Source organism: Streptomyces sp. CA-294286 (assembly GCF_050947155.1).
Lineage (GTDB): Bacteria > Actinomycetota > Actinomycetes > Streptomycetales > Streptomycetaceae > Streptomyces.
This window is the reverse complement of record NZ_CP192004.1, coordinates 256,232-273,483: the sequence shown is the minus strand read 5'-3', so window position 1 is coordinate 273,483 and position 17,252 is coordinate 256,232. Positions and strand designations below refer to the sequence as shown.

Annotated in this window: 17 protein-coding genes; 9 read left to right on the top strand and 8 right to left on the bottom strand. The window is 72.5% G+C overall.

Annotation, left to right across the window (positions count from 1 at the left end; translation table 11 throughout):
• Positions 1-80: 80 nt before the first annotated feature.
• Together ACQPZG_RS01245 and ACQPZG_RS01240 are read right to left on the bottom strand one after the other, a co-directional pair.
• Positions 81-1,160, bottom strand: coding sequence for a sensor histidine kinase (locus tag ACQPZG_RS01245; RefSeq protein WP_433544583.1), 1,080 nt, complete (start codon positions 1,158-1,160; stop codon positions 81-83).
• A gap of 10 nt (positions 1,161-1,170) precedes the next feature.
• Positions 1,171-1,866 carry a response regulator transcription factor gene (locus ACQPZG_RS01240; protein WP_433543875.1) on the bottom strand — a complete coding sequence of 232 codons (696 nt, stop codon included), beginning with the start codon at positions 1,864-1,866 and terminating at the stop codon, positions 1,171-1,173.
• An 87-nt stretch (positions 1,867-1,953) separates the two neighbouring features.
• Between ACQPZG_RS01240 and ACQPZG_RS01235 the strand changes: the two genes are divergently transcribed.
• Positions 1,954-2,622, top strand: coding sequence for a M15 family metallopeptidase (locus ACQPZG_RS01235; protein ID WP_433543874.1), 669 nt, complete (start codon positions 1,954-1,956; stop codon positions 2,620-2,622).
• A gap of 331 nt (positions 2,623-2,953) precedes the next feature.
• The gene (locus ACQPZG_RS01230; RefSeq protein WP_433544582.1) at positions 2,954-3,877 is read left to right on the top strand and encodes an endonuclease/exonuclease/phosphatase family protein; all 924 of its coding nucleotides are present in this window, start codon (positions 2,954-2,956) and stop codon (positions 3,875-3,877) included.
• A 302-nt stretch (positions 3,878-4,179) separates the two neighbouring features.
• Here the strand turns inward: ACQPZG_RS01230 and ACQPZG_RS01225 are convergent, their stop codons facing one another.
• Positions 4,180-4,581, bottom strand: coding sequence for a RidA family protein (locus tag ACQPZG_RS01225; RefSeq protein WP_433543873.1), 402 nt, complete (start codon positions 4,579-4,581; stop codon positions 4,180-4,182).
• A gap of 328 nt (positions 4,582-4,909) precedes the next feature.
• Here ACQPZG_RS01225 and ureA point away from each other — a divergent pair, with 328 nt between their 5' ends.
• The 3 genes from ureA (at position 4,910) to ACQPZG_RS01210 (ending at position 8,727) form a co-directional block, all read left to right on the top strand.
• The gene (gene ureA, locus ACQPZG_RS01220; protein WP_433543872.1) at positions 4,910-5,593 is read left to right on the top strand and encodes an urease subunit gamma; all 684 of its coding nucleotides are present in this window, start codon (positions 4,910-4,912) and stop codon (positions 5,591-5,593) included.
• A gap of 391 nt (positions 5,594-5,984) precedes the next feature.
• Entirely contained in the window at positions 5,985-7,667 is a 1,683-nt protein-coding gene (locus tag ACQPZG_RS01215; protein WP_433543871.1) for an urease subunit alpha, read from the top strand.
• A gap of 34 nt (positions 7,668-7,701) precedes the next feature.
• Positions 7,702-8,727, top strand: coding sequence for an agmatine deiminase family protein (locus tag ACQPZG_RS01210; protein ID WP_433543870.1), 1,026 nt, complete (start codon positions 7,702-7,704; stop codon positions 8,725-8,727).
• Positions 8,728-8,868: 141 nt separating this feature from the next.
• On the opposite strand, the gene ACQPZG_RS01205 is transcribed toward ACQPZG_RS01210, so the two are convergent.
• Entirely contained in the window at positions 8,869-9,414 is a 546-nt protein-coding gene (locus ACQPZG_RS01205) for a hypothetical protein (RefSeq protein WP_433543869.1), read from the bottom strand.
• Between the two features lie 393 nt (positions 9,415-9,807).
• Between ACQPZG_RS01205 and ACQPZG_RS01200 the strand changes: the two genes are divergently transcribed.
• Together ACQPZG_RS01200 and ACQPZG_RS01195 are read left to right on the top strand one after the other, a co-directional pair.
• Positions 9,808-10,425, top strand: coding sequence for a TetR/AcrR family transcriptional regulator (locus tag ACQPZG_RS01200; protein ID WP_433543868.1), 618 nt, complete (start codon positions 9,808-9,810; stop codon positions 10,423-10,425).
• Positions 10,426-10,567: 142 nt separating this feature from the next.
• Complete coding sequence (locus ACQPZG_RS01195) at positions 10,568-11,383, top strand: S1 family peptidase (protein ID WP_433543867.1); 816 nt, start codon at positions 10,568-10,570, stop codon at positions 11,381-11,383.
• A gap of 306 nt (positions 11,384-11,689) precedes the next feature.
• Here ACQPZG_RS01195 and katG read toward each other — a convergent pair whose 3' ends face one another.
• Entirely contained in the window at positions 11,690-13,936 is a 2,247-nt protein-coding gene (katG, locus tag ACQPZG_RS01190) for a catalase/peroxidase HPI (protein WP_433543866.1), read from the bottom strand.
• Between the two features lie 233 nt (positions 13,937-14,169).
• On the opposite strand from katG, the gene ACQPZG_RS01185 reads away from it, so the two are divergent.
• Positions 14,170-14,595, top strand: coding sequence for a Fur family transcriptional regulator (locus ACQPZG_RS01185; protein ID WP_433543865.1), 426 nt, complete (start codon positions 14,170-14,172; stop codon positions 14,593-14,595).
• Here ACQPZG_RS01185 and ACQPZG_RS01180 read toward each other — a convergent pair.
• Positions 14,550-15,104 (bottom strand): hypothetical protein, encoded by a 555-nt coding sequence (locus ACQPZG_RS01180; protein WP_433543864.1) that lies wholly within the window; start codon positions 15,102-15,104, stop codon positions 14,550-14,552. The genes ACQPZG_RS01185 and ACQPZG_RS01180 overlap by 46 nt on opposite strands.
• Before the next feature lie 193 nt (positions 15,105-15,297).
• On the opposite strand from ACQPZG_RS01180, the gene aac(3) reads away from it, so the two are divergent.
• Complete coding sequence (aac(3), locus tag ACQPZG_RS01175; protein ID WP_433543863.1) at positions 15,298-16,146, top strand: aminoglycoside 3-N-acetyltransferase; 849 nt, start codon at positions 15,298-15,300, stop codon at positions 16,144-16,146.
• A gap of 69 nt (positions 16,147-16,215) precedes the next feature.
• Here the strand turns inward: aac(3) and ACQPZG_RS01170 are convergent, their stop codons facing one another.
• Together ACQPZG_RS01170 and ACQPZG_RS01165 are read right to left on the bottom strand one after the other, a co-directional pair.
• The gene (locus ACQPZG_RS01170; RefSeq protein WP_433543862.1) at positions 16,216-16,572 is read right to left on the bottom strand and encodes an ArsR/SmtB family transcription factor; all 357 of its coding nucleotides are present in this window, start codon (positions 16,570-16,572) and stop codon (positions 16,216-16,218) included.
• Between the two features lie 192 nt (positions 16,573-16,764).
• Complete coding sequence (locus ACQPZG_RS01165; RefSeq protein ID WP_433543861.1) at positions 16,765-17,139, bottom strand: hypothetical protein; 375 nt, start codon at positions 17,137-17,139, stop codon at positions 16,765-16,767.
• Positions 17,140-17,252: the final 113 nt, after the last annotated feature.

Here is a 17,252-nt window from a genome sequence, read left to right as displayed (position 1 = left end):
GGCCCCGTCCGCCAGGACCCTCTCGCCGCACCCCGTCCGCCAGGGCCCCCTCTCCGCACCCTTTCCGCACCCGTCCGGTGTCACGGCCGGCGGGGGAGTTCCACCGTGACGTGCAGTCCGCCGCCGGGACGTGGGGCGAGCGTGAGGGTTCCGTCGTGGGCCTCGGTGATCGTCCTGACGATGGCCAGGCCCAGGCCGACGCCCGCCCGGTCGCCCTGGAGCCGTTCGGTGCCGCGCTGGAAGGGCTCGGTGAGGGTCGGGACGAGCTGCGGGGGGAGCCGCTCGCCGGTGTTCTCCACGGTGAGCGTCACCGTGTCGGCGCGGACGCCGGTGCGGACCCCTACGGTGCCGTCGGCGGGCAGGTTGTGGACGATCGCGTTCTGCACGAGGTTCGTGGTCAGTTGCAGCAGCAGGGCGGGCGAACCGGTCGTGGGGGCGATGTCGCCGCAGGTCTCGACGGTGACGCCGTGGGCCTCCGCGAGGGGGAGGAGCGTTTCGGTGGCCTCTTCCGCGAGGAGGGACAGGTCGACGTGTTCCCGGTCGAAGGAACGGCGGCTGGCACGGCTGAGCAGGAGCAGCGCCTCGGTCAGTTCGATGGCCCGGGAGTTGACCGTGTGGAGGCGCTCGACGAGTGCGCCGCTGTCGTGGTGCGGGTCGGCGCGGGCCACGTCGAGCAGCGTCTTCGAGACGGCCAGGGGGGTGCGCAGCTCGTGCGAGGCGTTGGCCGCGAATCTCTGCTGTTCGGCGACGTGCGCTTCGAGCCGCGCGAGCATCGCGTCGAAGGCGTCGGCGAGTTCGCGGAATTCGTCCCGGCGGCCCGGCAGCCGGATCCGGTGGGAGAGCGAACCGCTGGTGGCCCTGCTGGTGGCGTTCGTGATGCGGGTCAGGGGAGCGAGCATGCGGCCGGCCAGGAGCCACCCGCCCACGAGACCGAACACCAGCAGGAACGCCAGGACGGCGGCCGCTCGCGGCACGAAGACGTCCAGAAGGGCGGACCGGATGGGAAAGACACCGCCGTCGAGCCTGTCGTCGGGGTTGTAGAGCATCGCGCGGTCGGGGACGTACCGCAGGAGGAACACCCACACCGCTGCCATCAGCAGGGCGCCCGCCACCATCAGGAACCCCGCGTAGCTGAGGGTGAGCTTGACGCGCACGCTCAGTCCGGGCCGCCTAGCCACGGCCGGGCCCCTGGGGTCCGGCGCCCGGCCCGGTGTCGATGCGGTAGCCGACGCCCGCCACCGTGGCGATGACCCAGGGTTCGCCGAGCCGTTTGCGCAGGGCCGAGACGGTGATGCGCACGGCGTTGGTGAACGGGTCGGCGTTCTCGTCCCACGCCCGCTCCAGCAACTCCTCGGCGCTGACGACGCCCCCCTCGGCGGCGACGAGCACGTCGAGCACGGCGAACTGCTTCCTGGTGAGCGCGACGTAGCGGCCGTCCCGGTACACCTCGCGCCGGAACGGATCCAGCCGCAGCCCCGCGATCTCCCGTACCGGCGGCCGGCTGTGGGCGCGCCTGCGGTCCAGCGCCCTGAGCCTGAGCACGAGTTCCCGCAGTTCGAACGGTTTCGTCAGGTAGTCGTCGGCGCCCAGGCCGAACCCGGAGGCCTTGTCGTCGAGCCGGTCGGCGGCGGTGAGCATGAGGATGGGCATGCCGCTGCCGGAGGCGACGATACGGGTGGCGATCTCGTCACCGGAGGGACCCGGCACGTCCCGGTCGAGGACGGCGATGTCGTAGGCGTTGACGCCCAGCAGTTCCAGTGCGGTGTCGCCGTCCCCCGCGATGTCGGCCGCGATCGCCGCGAGGCGCAGGCCGTCGCGGATGGCCTCCGCCAGGTAGGGCTCGTCCTCGACGATCAGTACACGCATGGTCCTCAGGCTACGAGCCGGTCCCTATCGCCGGTGTATCAAAAACCGCATACGGGCCGACAACGCCCCGTCGCCTCCAGTGGAGGTATGACTCGAACCGATGCCCTCGCAGCCCCCGCCACCCGACGCGTCCGCCGGCTCGTCGTCCTCGGCCTGGCGGCCGTCCTGGCGGTGATCACCACGGTCCTCGGCCACCAGGGATCGAAGTCCCCGCCCGCTTCGGCCTCGTCGTCACCGCCCGACCGCCCTCTTCCGACCGGGGCGCCGGCGGAGCGGCCCGGAAGCGGGCCCCGGGCCTCGGCGGGCCGGGCCGACGGCGTCGTGCCCGAGGGCGTGTCGGTCTTCGACGACGCGTTCCCGGCCGTGAACAGGCTCGACCCGGACCTGCTCAAGGCCCTGCGCCGGGCCGCGCGGGACGCCGCGGACGCGGGAGTCGAGTTCCACGTCAACAGCGGGTGGCGCTCCCCCGCTTACCAGAACCGGCTCCTGCGCGAGGCGGTCTCCCAGTACGGGTCCGAGGAGGAGGCCTCCCGCTGGGTGGCCACCGCGGCGACCTCCCCGCACGTGTCGGGCGACGCGGTCGACGTCGGACGCTCCGAGGCGACGACATGGCTGTCCCGGCACGGGGCCGCGTACGGGCTGTGCCGGATCTACGGCAACGAACCGTGGCACTACGAACTGCGCGCCGAGGCGATCGGCAGCACCTGCCCGCCGATGTTCGCCGACCCCACCCAGGACCCGCGGATGCGGCGGTGACGAGCCGAGAGACAGCAGTCGCAGCAGCAGTGACCGGACGACGGACAGCGGCAGCCGGCCGCCCGAATCCGGCGGCCTCAAAGCCGTCGACTGGACGCAGGGAAGAGAGCGGACGATGACGATGGCGGACACCACGGAACCCCGGGGCAGGAACCGGGGGGACGTCCGGGCATCGGGTGCCGACGGGGGTGCGACACAGGCCCGTTCCCCGGTCACAGGTACCGCGGTTGCCGGATCCGGGGGTGTGGTGGGCGGTCGTACGCCGTCGCCGTCCGGGCCGTGGAAGCGCGGCGCGCTGCTCGCCGGGTCGGCGCTGCTCCTCGGCCTGCTCATGCTGCTCCACGCGCACATCCCGAACCGGGTCGGCGGGCTCGGCAGCCTGGTGGAGACGTTCCTGCCCTGGTTCGGCCTGCCCGTCCCGGTGCTGTTGCTCGCGGCGCTGCGGCGCCGCTCCGCCACCGCGGCCGTCGCACTCCTGGTGCCGGTCGCGGTGTGGCCGGCCCAATTCGGCGGGCTGCTGGGCGACAAGGCCCGCCCGGCCGCCGACCTCACCGTGGTCAGCCACAACGTCGGCGCCGGGAACCCCGATCCCCTCGGCACCGCCCGCGACCTGGCCGCCTCCGGTGCGGACCTGCTGGCCCTGCTGGAGGTGACCGAGGACGCCCGGAGCACGTACGAGAGGGAGTTGGCGAAGGCGTATCCGCACCACACGGTGCAGGGCACGGTCGGCCTGTGGAGCAGGCGTCCGCTGTCGCACACCCGGCCCGTCGACACCCTGATGGACGTCGGCCCGCTCGGGGACGCCAAACCGCCGCATGTCAGGACGGCCTACAACAGGTCGCTGCGCACCACGGTGCACACGGCCCGCGGGCCACTCGCCGTGTACGTCGCCCACCTCGGTTCCGTACGTGTCAACCCCCGGGAGGGCTACGCGACGGCCGACCGGGACAGGGGCGCGCGGGCGCTCGCGGAGGCCGTCGCCGCCGAGCCGAACGAGCGGGTGGTCCTGCTCGGTGACCTGAACGGCACCACGGGCGACCGTGCGTTGAACGTCCTCACCGCTCAACTGCGCCCCGTCCACGAGGAGGCCGGGCACGGCTTCGGCTTCAGCTGGCCGGCGAAGTTCCCGCTGGTACGGATCGACCAGATCATGGTGCGGGGGATGGAACCGATGAGTTCGCGGGTGCTTCCGGCCACCGGCAGCGACCACCTGCCGGTGGCGGCCGGGATCAGCTGGCCGGCCTCCCGGACCTGAAGGGACGGAGCGGGGGCGGGCTCTGGCCGGTCCGGCCCGGCCCCGTCCCGATCCGGCCCCTACACGAGCCCGCCCCCACGAGCCGGGCCCCCGGTCCAGGCCCCCGGTCCGGCCCTCACCGGCCCGCCCCCCACGAGCCGCCCCACACCAGCCCGGCCCCCTACCAGCCCGGCCCCACACCAGCCCGGCCCCCTACCAGCCCGGCCCCACACCAGCCCGGCCCCCACCGGCCCGGCCCCCACCGGCCCGGCCCCCACCGGCACGGCCCCCACCGGCCTGGCCCCCTGACCGGCCCGGTCGCGTCACGCGACGGCGGTTCCCTCCAGTTCCACCAGCTGGCCGGGGATCGCCAGCCGCGTCACCCCGAGCATCGTGGTGGTCGGCGCCACTCCGGCCGCGCCCAACCGCGCCGCCAGCACGCCGTAGTGCGGGAAGAGCTGATCCACGTCGGTCGTGTAGACGTTGAGGCGCACGAGGTTCGCCAGAGTCATGCCCGCCTCGCGGAGCACGGCCTCAAGGTTGTCGACGCTCAGCGCCAACTGCGCCTCCATGTCGCCGTCGTGCTGCGGCTCGCCCTCGTCGCTCATCGCGGTCTGTCCCGAGACGTACAGGGTCCGGGTGTGCCCGGAGACGACCTCGCCCTGGTTGAACCCCATCCCCACCGACCACGCCACGGGGTTGACCGCTGTGCGTTCCACTGCCATGTCAGAGTCCTTCGCTTCGCGGAAGTACGTACGACCGGCGGCCCGGGGCCGACGGCTTCGACGTCGTGGTCATGAGCCTCGCAAAGAATCACGACACCCTCGGTCATGTATTCCGACGAAGATTCGCCGCGCTCGGACGTGGCGTGTTTGAGTGCTGCTCAAATGCGGAACAGGCTGGGTGCCTGCCGCGAAGTGCTCCATGCCCGTTCCAAAGCCGGAAGATGCTCGGTGTCCGACCCAAGGTCGCGGCCGTGTTTCCTATCGGGACGCCTCATGTTTAGAGTGGTGTTCTAACTAGTGCGGAAGGGTGAACCGGAGGAGTGAAAGCGTGCGACTGACCCCGACCGAACGTGACCGGCTGCTGCTCTTCGGGGCGGCGGAGCTCGCTCGGGCCCGCAGGGCGCGCGGGCTGCGGCTCAACGTCCCCGAGGCGACCGCCCTGATCGCGGACACCGTCTGCGAGGCGGCGCGGGACGGGCGGCGGCTCGCGGAGGCGATCGAGGCGGCCCGCCGGGTGCTCGGCCCCGACGACGTCCTGCCGGGCGTCGCCGACGTCGTCACCGAGGTGCACGTCGAGGCGGTCTTCGACGACGGTTCCCGGCTCGCCGTGGTGAGCGACCCCCTCGGCGGCGGCACGCTCGGCGAGGACGCCCCCGGGGCGCTGCTGCCCGGCCCCGGGTACGAGGACCCCGCGCCGACCGTACGGATCACCGTGCGCAACACCGCCGACGTGCCGGTGTCCGTCACCTCGCACTTCCACTTCTTCGAGGCGAACCCCCGGCTGGACTTCCCGCGGGCCGCCGCGTACGGGATGCGGCTCGCCGTGCCCGCCGGCTCCTCCTTCCGCTTCGGCCCCGGCGAGAGTGCGGAGGTGGGGTTGCTCCCGATCGGCGGCGACCGGGTCGCGATCGGCTTCGCCGGCCTGGTCGACGGCGCGCTCGACGCCCCGGGGGCGAAGGAGGAGTCCCTGCGCAGGGCGGCGGCATGCGGCTACCTCGGAGCGCGGCCATGACCGGCAACCCGGCCGCACCGCACCGCCCGGCCCGCGCCGTGCCGTCCGCCGGTCCCGTAGCCCCGTCGGGCAGGCCCGTAGCCCCGTCGGGCAGGCCCGTGTCCCCGTCGGGCAGGACTGAGCCCCCGCCGGGCAGGCCCGTAGCGCCGCCGGGCCGTCCCGTAGCGCCGGGCCCTCCCGTACTGGCGACCGGTCCCGTCCGGGCGGCCCGCCCCGTGCTGTCCGCCGACCCCGTGCCGTCCGCCGGTCCCGTACCGCCGCCGGATCCCGTACCGCCGCCGCCCGCCCGTCCGGTGCCGTCGGCCCGGCGCGCGTGTGCCGGGCCGGAGGTCCGCCCCGTGGCCCCTGTGTCTTCCTGCCCCACCACCCCCCGCCCGACGGAGGCGACCCCATGAGCGCTGCCATCACCCCGTACGAGTACGCCGCCGTGCACGGCCCCCGGACCGGCGACCGGGTGCGGCTCGGGGACTCCGGGCTCGTGGTGCGGGTGGAGTCCGACTCCCAGCGTCCAGGCGACGAGTTCCTCGCCGGCTTCGGCAAGACCGCCCGCGACGGTCTGCACCTCAAGGCCGCCGCAGTGCGCGACACCTGCGACGTGGTCATCAGCAACGTGCTGCTCATCGACGCCGTCCAGGGCATCCGGAAGGTGTCCATCGGGATCCGGGAAGGGCGCATCTCTGGAGTCGGCAGGGCCGGCAACCCCGACACCCTCGACGGCGTCGACGTCGTCGTCGGCACCGGGACCAGCATCGTCTCCGGCGAGGGCCTGATCGCCACCGCCGGAGCGGTGGACACCCACGTCCACCTCCTCTCGCCCCGGATCATGGAGGCATCCCTCGCCTCCGGGGTGACCACGATCATCGGCCAGGAGTTCGGCCCGGTCTGGGGCGTCGGCGTCAACTCGCCCTGGGCGCTGCGCCACGCCTTCAGCGCCTTCGACGCCTGGCCCGTCAACATCGGTTTCCTGGCCCGGGGTTCGTCCTCGCACGGCGCGCCGCTGGTCGAGGCGCTCGCCGAGGGCGGGGCGTCCGGGTTCAAGGTCCACGAGGACATGGGCGCGCACACCCGTGCGCTGGACACCGCGCTGCGGGTCGCGGAGGAACACGACGTCCAGGTCGCCCTGCACAGCGACGGGCTGAACGAGTGCCTGTCCGTCGAGGACACCCTCAGGGTGCTGGAGGGCCGGACGATCCACGCCTTCCACATCGAGGGCTGCGGCGGCGGACACGTACCCAACGTCCTGAAGATGGCGGGCGTGCCGAACGTCATCGGCTCCTCCACCAACCCCACCCTGCCCTTCGGCCGGGACGCCGTCGCCGAGCACTACGGAATGATCGTCTCCGTACACGACCTGAAGACCGACCTGCCGGGCGACGCCGCCATGGCCCGCGACCGCATCCGCGCCGGAACGATGGGTGCGGAGGACGTCCTGCACGACCTCGGGGCCATCGGCATCACCTCCTCCGACGCCCAGGGCATGGGCCGCGCGGGGGAGACCGTGCGCCGCACCTTCCAACTCGCCGGGAAGATGAAGGCGGAGCGCGGCGCCGAGGGCGACGACGACAACGCCCGGGTCCTGCGCTACCTGGCCAAGCTGACCGTCAACCCCGCCCTCGCCCACGGCCTCGCCCACGAGGTCGGCTCCGTGGAAGTCGGCAAGATGGCGGACATCGTCCTGTGGCGGCCCGACTCCTTCGGGGCCAAACCGCAACTCGTCCTGAAATCGGGCTTCCCCGCGTACGGAGTCACCGGCGACCCGAACGCCGCCACCGACACCTGCGAACCCCTCGTCCTGGGCCCGCTGTTCGGGGCGCACGGCGCGGCACCCGCCGACCTCTCCGTCGCCTTCGTCGCCCGAGCGGCCCTCGACCAGGGCAACGACCACATGCCCACCCGCCGCCGCAGGGTCGCCGTCCGCGGCACCCGCGGCATCGGCCCCGCCGACCTCCTCCTCAACTCCCGTACCGGAAGGGTCGACGTCGACGGCCGTACGGGCCTGGTCACCCTCGACGGCGACCCGCTGCGCTCCGCACCCTCCGACTCCGTCCCGCTCAACCGCCTGTACTTCCTCTGACCTGCGAAAACCCGACACCCTCCCAAGGACGACCATGTTCCGCATGCCCGCCGAATGGGCCCCGCACGAGCGCACCTGGATGGCCTGGCCCGGCCCCAACACCACCTTCTCCGACCCGGCGGAACTCGCCGAGTCCCGCGAGGCATGGGCGGCGGTGGCCCGTGCGGTGCGACGCTTCGAACCCGTCACCATGGTCGTGGCCCCCGGGCAGGCCGACAGCGCCGCCGCCCTCCTGGGCCCCGACGTCGACCTCGTCGAGCACGCACTCGACGACGCGTGGATGCGCGACATCGGCCCCACCTTCGTCACCGACGTGACGAGCGGGCAACTGGCCGCGGTGGACTGGGTGTTCAACGGATGGGGCGCCCAGGAGTGGGCGTCCTGGGAGCACGACGCGAAAGTCGCCGCACACGTCGCCGACCTCGCCGCCGTACCCGTCCACGCCTCGCGCCTGGTCAACGAGGGCGGCGGGCTGCACGTCGACGGCGAGGGCACCGTCCTGCTCACCGAGACCGTCCAGCTCGGCCCCGACCGCAACCCCGGCTGGACCAGGGAACAGGTCGAGGCGGAGATCCACGCGAAGCTCGGCACCACGAAGGCGATCTGGCTGCCCCGCGGCCTGACCGCCGACTACCCTCCGCACGGTTACGGCACCCTCGGCCACGTCGACATCGTCGCCGCGTTCGCCGCCCCCGGCGTGGTCCTCGTCCACTCCCAGCCCGACCCCGCCCACCCGGACCACGACCTCTGCAAGGACATCGCCGCTCTGCTGCGCGCCGAGACGGACGCCACGGGCCGCCCGCTGCGGGTGATCGAGGTCCCGGCCCCGGCAGGCGTCAAGGACGAGGAAGGCCACTGGGTCGACCACTCCTACATCAACCACTACCTCTGCAACGGCGGCGTCGTCCTGTGCGCCTTCGACGACCCCCGCGACGAGGAGGCCGCCGCGCTCTTCCGCCGCCTCTTCCCGGACCGCGAAGTGGTCCTCGTCGACGCCCGCACGATCTTCGCGGGCGGTGGCGGCATCCACTGCGTCACCCAGCAGCAGCCGAAGGTGTGAGACCGGCCACGGGCTCCCCTCGTCGGACCCCGGCCGGGCGGCCGGGGTCCGACGAGGCGGGAAAGCGCGAGCCCCCGGCGGCGCGGGCGCGGTTGGCCTCACCGGCGATCCTCGTGCCGGGCCGGCCGCCGGGTGAGTCGGTCAGCCGAGCGTCGCGCGGCGCTCGTCGATGAGCCGCGTGTACGCCGGGTACCAGTCCTGCGCCTCGGCCCGCTGGATCACCTGCTGCGCCTGCGCCCGGCTGCGACGCATGCGAACGAGGTCGTAGACGAACCACAGGCACATCACAGGAAGCGCGATACGCAGCCAGGTCAGCGGTATCAGCAGGGCGACAACGCCGAGGACCACCGAGACCACGGCAATGGTGATCGCGATCATCCGGCCGGCCATCCGCCGGGTGTCCGCGGCGTCCTCGCCGTCCTCGCCCTCGTCCTGGTACAGGACGACGGCCCGGGTCAGCGCGCCGGTGCGCAGCAGCATGGCGGCGCCGGGGATCAGTGCCGAGGCGACCGCCACGGTCCGGGCCGCCGGTTCGGACGGCAGCCAGACGCCGGCCGCGGCGGTGACGCTGAGGAGGAAATAGACCCAGGGGGGCATGATCCTCTGCAGCGCACGGGTTCTCTCGGCGTCCAGGAGCTCCGACAAGGAGCCCCGGTCCGGGAGCGGGACGACTGATTCGCTCATCATGGTCCTTCACAGCTGACGGCGGGAACAGGTGCGGACAGAACGGCCGGCGCGGGTACCGACAGGAGGGTCCCTTCGGCCGCCGACCTGCTGCCGATGCTGGGAAGTTACCGGAATCCCGGGAGGTCCGAAGCCGACGGAATCGGCCGTCGAACCGGCGAGGGCGACGAAGCTGCCCGGCCTGCGCAGACATTTGTACATCCCTGGACAAAAGCCCCGGACCGGAATCGCCCCCGCCACCGGAAGAGATGAAGATCACTGGCGGCCCGGGGGCGGATCCCGGCAGGCGCGCCGCCCCCGGTTCCGTTCACCCCTCGATCACTCGGCCGCCGGTCGGCCCGGCCGTCGTGGCCGCCGCCCGCCGACCGGTCACCCCGCGTCAGGTACAACGGACGGGTGAAGGATGCCGCCGAAGCCCCCGCCCCCCGTCGCCGCAAGTCCGCCCCGTCGCGCGAGACCGTGTTCGCCGCCGCCATGGCGGCCATCGCGGACGACGGCCTGGAGAAGCTGACCATGGCCGGGCTGGGGCGGGAGGTCGGGATGAGCAGCGGCCACCTCCTCTACTACTTCCGGTCCAAGGACGAATTGCTGTTGCGCACCCTGGAGTGGAGCGAGGAGCAACTGGGCGTGGAACGCCGCTCCGCTCTCGCCCGGCAGGTCCCGGTGCGTGAACGTCTCGGCGCGTACGTGCGGTTGTACGTCCCCGAGGCGCCCCGCGACCCGCACTGGACGCTCTGGCTGGAGCTGTGGAACCGGGCCCGCGCCCTCGACGACGCGGCCCGCGGCCGGCTCCTGGACATCGAACTGTCCTGGCACCGCGACCTGGTGGCCCTGCTCGTCGAGGGCGCCTCGCGCGGTGAACTCCGCCCGGTGGACGCGGAACGCATCGCGACCCGCGTCCGGGCCCTGCTCGACGGGTTCAGCACCCACGTGGCGATGGGCCTGCCCGGCTCGGACCGTGACCGCGTCCTCGCCCACATCGACGACTTCTTCGACGAGACGCTCGGCGCATGACCAGGTGATACGCGGCGGGGACGAGGTGGGGACAACCCCCGGGGGATACCCCCAGCACACCGGGGCCCGCTAGCCGGATGGCACCGGTGATCTTGAGCGAGCAGGGTGGACACCTACGGATCTCCGAGGGGAAGGAACCCATGTGTTCAGCTTGAGGTCGGTTCGCCGCCGTGCCGCGCGCACCACCGCCGTCGGCGCTCTCGCGGTCGCGACGTGCGCCACCCTGATGACGGGCAGCGCCGGAGCGATCGTGAACGGCACCGATTCCACGGAGCGCTACCCGTTCATGGCGACCATTCCCGAGTCCGCCCCCAAGCACGGGGTGCACGACGGCAACTGCGGGGCGTCGCTGATCGACCCGCGGTGGGTGCTCACGGCGGCCCACTGCGTCCGGGGCGACGGCCTCGAACTGGAGGGCACCGTCCGGATCGGCAGTGCGCACCGCAAGAGCGGGGGGACCGTCCGCGCCATCGAGCGCACGGTCGTCCACCCCGGTTTCGTCAGCGGCGACGGGACGAGCGCCAACAAGCACGACATCGCGCTGGTCCGCCTCGACCGCCCCGTCACCGAGAAGCCCGTCCGCATCGCGGAGCGGGCGGGGCGGCCCGGCACGCCGACCAGGATCCTCGGTTTCGGTACGACGTCGGACACCGAGCTGACGTGGCCGGCGCGCATGCAGCAGCTCGACACGCGCAGGGGCGCCGTCGGCGAGTGTGCCCCCGGCTACGCTGACCGGACCCGGCTCTGCACGATCAGCCGCGTGCCGCGGGCCATGGCGTGCTTCGGCGACTCGGGCGGCCCCCAGCTCCAGAAGGGCAGGGGCGGGCGCTGGGAGCTCGTCGGAGTCACCTCGGGCCCCGGCGCTCCGGACGTCGCGTGCTCCGCGGGGCCGGGCCTCTACGCCAACGTGCCGGCCTACGCGGACTGGATCCGCACGACCATCAAGCGCAGCCGCTGATCCCGCGCGGCGGCAGCAGCCGTCGGCCGTGCCGCGAGCACCTCTGGAGCAGGCACCCCTCTGGCGAGCACCTCTGGAGCAAGCACCCCTCTGGCAAGCACTACTGGAGGCAGGCACCCCGGCCCGACGGCGGCCCACAAGCGCCGAAGGACACGGCATGCCGGGCGCACCGGTATGTACGCCGCCGAAGGGCACGGCATGCCGGGCGCACCGGTACGTACGCCGCGCCGAAGGGCACAGCACGCCGCGCACACCGGTACGCCAACGGGCCGGCCGGCTCACCGCCCGGCCGGCCCGTCCGGTGCGTCAGACCAGGTCGAACCGGTCCAGCTCCATCACCTTGTGCCACGCCGCGACGAAGTCCGTGACGAACTTCGACTTCGCGTCGTCGCTCGCGTAGACCTCGGCGACCGCGCGCAGTTCGGAGTTCGAGCCGAACACGAGGTCGGCGCGGGTGCCCGACCACCTGATGTCGCCGGTGGCGGCGTCGCGGCCCTCGAACGCGTTGGCGTCACCGGCGACCGACTGCCACCGCGTGCCCATGTCCAGCAGGTTGACGAAGAAGTCGTTCGTCAGCGTTCCCGGGGACTTCGTGAGCACACCGGCCTGCGACCCCTGGTGGTTGGCGCCCAGCACGCGCAGCCCGCCGACGAGGACGGTGAGCTCCGGGGCGCTCAGGTTCAGCAGGTTGGCGCGGTCGATCAGGAGGTACTCGGCGGGCAGCCGGTGGCCCTTGCCGAGGTAGTTGCGGAAGCCGTCGGCGGTCGGCTCCAGCGCGGCGAACGACTCCACGTCGGTCTGCTCCTGCGAGGCGTCCACCCGGCCCGGCGTGAACGGCACCCGAACGTCCGTGCCCGCGTCCTTCGCCGCCTTCTCCACGCCGACGCCGCCCGCGAGGACGATCAGGTCCGCGAGGGAGATCCGCTTCCCGTCGGTGCGGCCCGCGTGGAAGGACTCCTGGATGCCCTCCAGGGTACGGAGGACCCGCGCGAGGCGGTCGGGCTCGTTGACCTCCCACCCGCTCTGCGGCTCCAGCCGGATCCGGGCGCCGTTGGCCCCGCCCCGCTTGTCGCTGCCGCGGAAGGACGCGGCCGACGCCCAGGCGGTCGACACCAGGTCGGACACGGACAGGCCGCAGGAGAGCACCCGCTCCTTGAGGTCGGCGATCTCCGCGTCCCCGACCGTCTCGTGGTCCAGCTCGGGCAGCGGGTCCTGCCACAGCAGCGTCTCGCTCGGTACCTCGGGGCCCAAGTACCGTACGACCGGGCCCATGTCACGGTGCGTCAGCTTGAACCAGGCGCGGGCGAAGGCGTCCGCGAACGCGGCCTGGTCGTCCTTGAAGCGCCGCGAGATCGCCTCGTACGCCGGGTCCAGGCGCAGCGCGAGGTCGGTCGTCAGCATGGTTGGGGCGTGCGTCTTCGAGGGGTCGTGGGCGTCGGGCACGGTGCCCGCCCCCGCCCCGTCCTTCGGACGCCACTGGTGGGCGCCCGCCGGGCTCTTGAACAGCTCCCACTCGTAGCCGAAGAGGATCTGGAAGAAGGAGTTGTCCCAGGCGGTCGGGGTGTCCGTCCAGATCCCCTCAAGTCCACTGGTGATCGTGTCGGCGCCCTTGCCGGTGCCGTGGCTGTTGCGCCAGCCGAATCCCTGCTGCTCCAGCGAGGCGGCCTCGGGGTCGTCGCCCACGGATTCCGAGGGGCCCGCGCCGTGCGTCTTGCCGAAGGTGTGCCCGCCGGCGATCAGGGCGACGGTCTCCTCGTCGTTCATCGCCATCCGGCGGAACGTCTCCCGGATGTCGCGGGCCGCGGCGATCGGGTCCGGAGTGCCGTTGGGGCCCTCAGGGTTGACGTAGATCAGCCCCATCTGGACGGCGCCCAGCGGGTTCTCCAGCTCACGGTCCCCGGTGTAGCGCTCGTCGTCGAGCCAGATGGTCTCCGGGCCCCAGTAGACGTCCTCGTCGGGCTCCCAGACGTCGGCCCGGCCCCCGGCGAAGCCGAAGGTCTCCAGGCCCATCGACTCCAGGGCGACGTTGCCGGTGAGGATCATCAGGTCGGCCCACGACAGGCTCTGCCCGTACTTCTTCTTCACCGGCCACAGCAGCCGACGCGCCTTGTCCAGGCTGACGTTGTCCGGCCAGCTGTTGAGCGGCGCGAACCGCTGCTGACCGGCGCCCGCGCCGCCGCGGCCGTCGCTGATGCGGTACGTGCCCGCGCTGTGCCAGGCCATCCGGACCATCAGCGGGCCGTAGTGCCCGAAGTCGGCCGGCCACCAGTCCTGCGAGGTCGTCAGCACCTCGGCGATGTCCCGCTTCACGGCGGGGAGGTCCAGGGCCAGGAACGCCTTCGCGTAGTCGAAGTCCTCGCCGAGCGGGTTGGACACGGCGGGGTTCTTGGCGAGGATCTTCAGGTTGAGGCGCTCGGGCCACCACTGCCGGTTGCCGCCTCCCTGGGTGGGGTGCGGGGCCCGGCCGTGCACGACCGGGCAGCCTCCCGCGCCGTCCGTCGCACCCGTGTCGTCGGTCTTCGCGTCGGTGACGAGCGCGTCGTGGTTGTCCACCGTGGAGTCCTCTCGCAACTGGGCAGGTCGGCAGGACGAGTGAGCGGGAGGTCCTCACCGGAACGCCCGGTCTTCCCCTGGCCCGTCCGGCCCGTCGTCAGGAATCGATCCTATGGTGGACAGGTTCCAGGTCAAGACGCTCGCCGGTTTGTTATTTCTTCCGTACTCTGTCAACTGCCGTGAGTTTTGCGGCACTTCTCCGACGCCGAGCCGACACCGAAGGGGCGGCCCTCATGAGTGACCTGCTTGGGCGGCTGCGCGGGCGCGGCTGGCGGCTGACCTCCCAGCGGCGCGTCGTCGCGGAAGTGCTCGACGGCGAGCACGTCCACCTCACGGCGGACGAGGTGCACGCGCGCGCGGTCGGCCGGCTCCCGGAGATCTCCCGCGCGACCGTCTACAACACCCTCGGCGACATGGTCTCGCTCGGTGAGGTCGCCGAACTCGCCGCCGACGGCCGCGCCAAACGGTACGACCCCAACGCCCACCGCCCGCACCAGCACCTGGTGTGCTCCGGCTGCGGTGTCATCCGTGACGTGCACCCGGACGGCGACCCGCTGGACGCCCTGCCCGCCGATCAGCGTTTCGGCTTCGCCGTCGCGGAGGCGGCGGTCGTCTACCGGGGGCTGTGTCCGGCCTGCGGGACGGCCCGCGACGACTGAGGGCCCGGCTCCTGCGCCGCGGTGCGGTCGGCGTGGACGCACAGGGGATGGGGCGTGGCGCTGGGGATGCCCATGCGGCGCAACAGGTCACGTGTCGTGCGCCGCGTGAGGGTGCTGTGCCAGGAGACCCCGGGGTGGCGGGCGCGGAGGTGGGAGAGGGCCCGGGTGCCGATGCCGGTGGACCGCAGGTGCGCGCTGATGTCGATTCCGGTGATCACGCCTTCACCGCAGGGCGTGCAGGTGCGGTAGTGGATCTGTCCGACGACCTTGCGGCCGTGCACGAACAGCAGGCAGTCCTCCTCCGGCCAGAGGCCGCCGCCCGGGGCGTCGGCGGCCCCGCCGGGGATGCGGGTGGAGCAGAACTCGATCTCGCGGTACGCCAGGAGCCTGAGCCGCAACCGCCTGCCGAACCCGTCGCGCCGCCCCCGCCTCGCCCCGTGCGGGGCCGCCTCACCGGCGGGAGCGGAACGGAACGGGCCGTACGTGGGACGCGCGTGAATTCCGGACATGTCTACTCGTGTGCCCAGGCGTCGGCCGCTGACGCACCTCGTGTGTCCCGGAGCCCACGTGCGCCCCGACATCCACGTCCGCACGTCCTGCGGGAAGGCCCGCGGCCGTCACCCCCGTCACTTCCTCAGCCGCGCACCGTCGTCGAGGAATGCGCTTGCCCGCACCGCGCCCCACGGCGATAGATTCGTCGGCATGGCCGACATGGACTTGCTCAAGCGTTCCCGAGGCCCCGTGACCCGAAGCCGGATCAGCCGGGACCTGGCGACGCTCGGTCTCGGCGACGGCGACGTCGTCATGTTCCACACCCGGATGTCCGCCATCGGTTACGTGGCCGGCGGAGCGCAGACCGTCATCGGCGCCCTCCAGGACGTGGTCGGAACCCGGGGAACCCTCATGGTGACCTGCGGCTGGAACGACGCGCCCCCCTACGACTTCGGCACCTGGCCGCCGGCCTGGCAGGACGCACTGCGGGCCGAGCACCCCGCCTACGACCCCGGCCTCAGCGAGGCGGACCGCCACAACGGCCGTCTCCCGGAAGCACTGCGCCGTCACCCCGGAGCCGTGCGCAGCCGCCATCCCGACGTCGGCTTCGCGGCCCTGGGAGCGGCAGCGGACGCGCTGATGGCCGACCATCCGTGGAACGACCCCCACGGTCCCGGCAGCCCGCTCGCACGGCTGGTCAGCCACCGCGGGCGGGTCCTTCTGCTGGGCGCCCCCCTGGACACCATGACGCTGCTGCACCACGCCGAGGCGCTCGCCACGGCCCCCGGCAAACGGTTCGTGGACTACGAACAGCCCGTCCTGGTGGACGGCCGACGGGTCTGGCGTCGCTTCCGCGACATCGACTCCGAGAACGGAGCCTTCGACTACTCGGCCGTGGTGCCGGAGGGACGGGACGCGTTCGAAGTGATGGTCCGGGACATGCTGGCGGCGGGGATCGGGCGTCGGGGCAGCGTGGGCGCCGCCGTCAGCCACCTGTTCGAGGCCGCGGCGGTGGTCGACTTCGCCACCGCCTGGATCGAGGACAGGCTGAGCGGATAGGACGGCGGGCCGCTCGACGCACGGCAGCCCCTGTCCACCGGGTCGCCGGCGACGTCCGGCCCCGCCACGTCATACGGGCGGGCCGGTGGGGACCGAGCTTTCCGCGTCGCGGAGTTCGGCGAGCAACTCGCTCTGACCGGCCAGCAGTTCAGTGAGAATGCGGCGTGCGGCGCGCAGGAGTTCGGCCACGTCGCCCCCGGCGAGCGCGTAACTGACGGTGGCGCCGTCGCGTATGGACACCACGATCCCGGACCGGCGCAGCACCGCGAGCTGCTGGGAGAGGTTGGACGGTTCGACCTCGATCTCGTTCAGCAGCTCGCGCACGGGGACGGGGCCGTTCTGGAGCAGTTCCAGTACGCGGATCCGGACGGGGTGCCCGAGCATGCGGAAGAACTCGGCCTTCGCCTGGTACAGCGGCACCTGCATGCGACAACACTCCCACCCGGATTCGACCGTTCCACGAGCCGGCGGCTGGACCTGCCGGCCCCTTGGCGCGCAGCTTCCGTCATCCTCCCGCCTTCCGGCCCCGGTGGGCGCTCGGCCCGTCACATTCGGATGTTCCGAGTTGCAGACTTCTTCAACTCGTGGGCGTGCGGGGCCGGAAGGAGAGGAGGGACGTTACAGCTCCAGCCCGGCTTCGATGCGCTTGAGCTGGTGCCGGGCCATCGCCAGGTTGGCCCTGGCCTTGTCCAGTACGAGGTAAAGGAACAGCCCGTTGCCTCCCCGGCCCTTGAGCAGGCGGATGAGGTGGTACTGGCCACTGAGAGTGATCAGCACGTCCTCGATGTCCTCCTCGATGCCGAGCATCTCCATGGTGCGGAGCTTCGCCCGGATCACATCGGTGTTCCCCGCGGCGGCCACCGTCAGATCGAGGTCCTTGCCGCCGCCCAGCGTTCCGAGCGCCATGCCGCTCGTGTAGTCGACCAGCGCGGCCCCCACGCTCCCTTCGATCGAGGTCATGGCCTCTTTCAAAGAGGTCTCCACATCCGTCATCGGTACCCGCCCCTTCGGCTTTCGACGTCCCGGCCGGGCCGCGCAGTTGCGGCCCGGTGGTGCTCGAAGACGCTACCGGCTGATGGCCAGGAGGGTGGCGGAGTCGGGGGATT